Raw genomic sequence first — 4,351 nt, forward strand, 5'->3', positions numbered from 1 at the left:
CAGGGTTTTCTTAGCTCCAATAAGCTGCACCAAAAGTCTCATAAACTGCCCTTGTTCTGGTGAAATCTGCATTCCACTTCGGGGATGGCTGGCGGTTTCTTGGCGCAACTTCAAAAGAATCTCCGGTTCCCGCAACGAAACGGATAAAAGGTAATTATAGAGTTGGTGATCAAGACCTATAGATTGTTTTGGCATAGTAGGTGAGAGAATTGAAAGAATCTACAGTTATACTATCGCCTAAGAGTGGTTTATCAGGAATTCCCAGTCAGCCTAATCTCTATCGTTTTCGTCTGTTCGTCTGGGTCTGGTATTCGTATTTACTTAAGTTATAGTCAAAATTTATGAATCGACCTCGAATTATTCAACCTGGTCAAAGTTATACATTTAGTAAATATTTTGAAATACCTTTTTCCCCAGGGGATATTCTGGCTGAATTAGGTTGTGACTACGAACGTGAACGATTACAATTACCGCAATCGATATCTATCCCTAATCAAATCCTAGAATTGCAGCGAATCATTGAACGGAATCTCCGACGTGTCAAGCTACTGAGTGAAGATGCACGTAAGCAAGCAATTATTGCACCCATACTACTAGAAGTTTGTGAAATCGCCCAAGCGCAATTGAATATTGAGTATCCCATTAACGTCAGCGACCAACTCAAAGGTAACTTAGATTACTACATTGATAAAGGTAAGGGGTTGTTAGTGATTGAAGCTAAACAAGCAGACTTAAGTAGGGGCTTTATACAATTAGCTGTAGAATTAATTGCACTAGATCAATGGATAAATTCAGATACACCAATTCTTTATGGGGCGGTAACTACTGGTGAAGATTGGCGATTTGCTACTTATAAACGCCAAGAAAAACAGATAACCGAAGACTTCAAATTATATCGAGTCCCAGAAGAATTAACTGAATTAATTAATATTTTGGTTGGCATCCTAAGCAATTAAACCTGGGTGTAAAAATGCCAAAGCTACTAAATCTTATAAAGCCCAGGTTGAATAGTGCTACCTGTTCTGTAATTTGGCTGCGAATGCGGTAAACTTCATGTCATGCCTTTTCACTAAAAATGCAAGTGACATAAAATACATTAAGTGACAGGATTACTCTTGGGTATTGATTGCGATCGCATTGCGCCCCTTCTTGCTCAAAGTAGTCAAACATCAATTTCCCAGATCGGGAAAAGCGAATATACGCCGATTAATTAAGCACCTGCTGCGGAAATATAGTTATCCAGCAAAAGAGCAAGAGAAGGATGATACTGCTACAGGTGAGCAATTGGGAAATTTAAAAACTTGCCAAAATGGCAACCAGATTCTAATTAACTAAGTTAAATTGTACAAAGATAAACGACTTCAAGGGTTTTGTTATCAGGGACTACCACGTAAGCAAATTCCTTTTGTAAAACACTATTTACTAAGTGAGTTACAAGAAAAAACTATCTCTACCAATTATTTGCAGAGGATTTTCATCAGCAGATAAATATTAATAATCAGGTTTGGCATTTGCTGCAACAGGACTATTAAATGCTTATGGGCGTTGTTGTTGAAGTACGCATTAACCTTAAAATAAGGGCAACGTCTGTATACATTCCTGTTCACTTCAGCAGCAAATGGCTGAGTGGGAGTTTGAAAGCTGACTGATATGCTTCCTCCCACTCTCTTTTTATCGAAACATAATTCAGGAGTTTAATGGTGCAGAAAAGTTTTCGGAGTCTTAAGTTGAGAAGACAGGAACATGGGAGAACTCAATTTGTTGCTCTATCTGCGATCGTTTTTATAGTGAAGCAGTGACAGGTGGAGGACTCTTTCGAGGTAAGGTAGCTAATAGGGGAATTGGGAGGCGTTGATAACATAAACGTTCAATTTCGCGTAATCCTAATTGTAAAAACTTAATCCCCGCAGACTATGCCAGTCAAGCATTTTGCGCCGACCTTCACGCACGACAACCAGAGCAACAGCAATAGCAATCAGGGTGGCAGCAGCTACTCGTGCTATTGTTAAATATTGAGCAAGTTTTTCTTGGAACTTTGCTATTGCTATAGGGTCTTGTCTATGCAGTTTAAGCAGGAGCCGTATCTTTAGGTTAGTAAAAATCGTGCTTCAGGACTGGAGAGTTGAAATGATGAACCAGCTTTGTCATTGGTAAAAGAACAAACATCATGATGATAGTTCTATCAAGCTGCCCAATTGAGCCATGAGTAATAAGTTTGCATTTGATGTTTTCCTGAGCCATAGCACAAAAGATAAGGCTGTTGTTCATAACCTGGCAGAGAGACTAAAGAACGATGCTGTCCGGGTATGGCTTGATGCCTGGGTGATTGAACCGGGAGACTCAATACCGCTCAAGATTCAGCAGGGAGTAGAGCAGTCACGCACACTGCTGATGTGCATGTCGCCTAACTACTTTAAATCTGAGTGGGGCAAGCTAGAACACCTATCACTTTTATTTCGCGATCCTACCAATACCCAACGTCGCTTCATTCCCATTTTGATTGCTGATTGTGAACGACCCAACATTATTGCCCAGTTTCTCTACATCGACTGGCGCAATACATCGGATGAGGCTTACGACAAGCTTTTAGCTACATGCCGAGGGCGAGAAGTTAAGCAATCAGAATCTGCTCCGTCAATGGACTCTATTATCCAGGAGCCAATAGTTCTTAAACAAGATGACGATGACAGTGAAATACTTTTCATAGCTATTACTCCCGATGGCAAGACCGTTGTATTGGCGTCTGAGGATGGTACCCTCAAGGTTTGGGATTTAGGTACTAGACAATGCCGAGCCACGTTTGCAGGCCACACGAGTTATGTGTTAGGAGTTGCTATTACTCCCGATGGCAAGACCGTTGTATCGGGGTCTGGCGATGATACCCTCAAGGTTTGGGACTTAGCTACTGGACAATGCCGAGCCACGTTTGTAGGCCACACGGATAGTGTGTCGGCAGTTGCTATTACTCCCGATGGCAAGACCGTTGTATCGGGGTCTAGCGATGATACCCTCAAGGTTTGGGATTTAGCTACTGGACAATGCCGAGCCACGTTTGCAGGCCACACGGATAGTGTGTCGGCAGTTGCTATTACTCCCGATGGCAAGACCGTTGTATCGGGGTCTGGCGATGATACCCTCAAGGTTTGGAATTTAGCTACTGGACAATGCAAAGCCACGTTTGCAGGCCACACGGGTGATGTGTTCGCAGTTGCTATTACTCCCGATGGCAAGACATTTGTATCGGGGTCTGTGGATGATACCCTCAAGGTTTGGGATTTAGCTACTGGACAATGCCGAGCCACGTTTGAAGGCCACATGAGTACTGTAGACGTAGTTGCTATTACTCCTGATGGCAAGACCGTTGTATCGGGGTCTAGGGATAGAACCCTCAAGGTTTGGAATTTAGCTACTGGACAATGCCAAGCCACGTTTGCAGGCCACACGAGTGATGTGTTCGGAGTTGCTATTACTCCCGATGGCAAGACCGTTATATCGGGTTCGGCAGGAACGCTGAGGATTTGGCAACTACCTGAGCCTGATAGTTGGAGCGAAGCTACTCTCGGAACGCGCTACACTAATGCCAAAGTCATTTTGGCGGGAGATACCGGCGTCGGCAAATCTGGGTTAGCTCTGCGCCTCAGTCGTAACACCTTTGAACCGACAATCTCCACTGATGCTCACTGGGCCTCTCAGTTCAAGCTATCCCAAGACACCAACACCTCAAATACCGCCCGCGAGATTTGGCTATGGGATTTTGCCGGACAGCCCGACTATCGCCTTATCCATCAGCTATTTATGGATGAAACCCAGCTAGCGGTAATGGTGTTTAATCCCCAGCAAGAAAATCCCTTTGAAGGGCTAGGGCAGTGGGACAGCGACTTAGAAAAAGCGTCTCGTCGCGCTTTCAAAAAGCTGCTGGTCGCGGGTCGCTGTGACCGGGGCGGCTTGATGGTCAGCAAAAAGGGCATTGAGGAATTTCAAAAAGAGCGAGGCTTTGCGGCTTATCTAGAAACCAGTGCTCAAACGGGTGCTGGTTGCAACGACCTGCTCCAGGCCATTATCGAAAACATCGATTGGGATTCTATCCCCTGGACAGCGACCACCCAGACGTTCAAAACCCTAAAAGAGGAAATCATCAAGCTGAGGGACGAAGATAAAGTTCTGCTCCGCATGGCGGAACTCAAGCAGCAGCTTGAATTCCGTCTGCCGCATGAATCCTTCGCGATTGAAGAACTACGGGCCGTTGTCGGTCTGCTGGCTGGGCCAGGATTGGTTTGGAAGCTAGAGTTTGGCGATTTTGTGCTGCTTCAGCCTGAACGCATCAACGCTTATGCCTCAGCCTTGGTGCGTA

General features: G+C 44.6%; 3 protein-coding genes and 1 pseudogene. 3 read left to right on the forward strand and 1 reads right to left on the reverse strand.

The window, feature by feature from the left end; translation table 11 throughout:
* Window positions 1–195 (reverse strand): annotated as a pseudogene (locus VE944_RS24605) (SAM-dependent methyltransferase); the annotation flags it as partial.
* Between the two features lie 146 nt (window positions 196–341).
* On the opposite strand from VE944_RS24605, the gene VE944_RS24610 reads away from it, so the two are divergent.
* The 3 genes from VE944_RS24610 to VE944_RS24620 all read left to right on the forward strand — a co-directional run.
* Entirely contained in the window at window positions 342–956 is a 615-nt protein-coding gene (locus VE944_RS24610) for a hypothetical protein (RefSeq protein ID WP_324983263.1), read from the forward strand.
* Between the two features lie 166 nt (window positions 957–1,122).
* Entirely contained in the window at window positions 1,123–1,335 is a 213-nt protein-coding gene (locus VE944_RS24615) for a hypothetical protein (RefSeq protein ID WP_324983266.1), read from the forward strand.
* Between the two features lie 867 nt (window positions 1,336–2,202).
* Window positions 2,203–4,351 (forward strand): TIR domain-containing protein (locus VE944_RS24620; protein ID WP_324983269.1); only part of this gene is annotated, 2,149 nt, incomplete at its 3' end.

It is taken from the genome of Nostoc sp. (genome assembly GCF_035638895.1).
Classification (GTDB): Bacteria; Cyanobacteriota; Cyanobacteriia; order Cyanobacteriales; family Nostocaceae; genus Nostoc.

Coding starts and splice junctions, on each gene's coding strand:
- VE944_RS24610 (WP_324983263.1), top strand. CDS start 342: ATGAATCGACCTCGAATTATTCAACCTGGTCAAAGTTATACATTTAGT.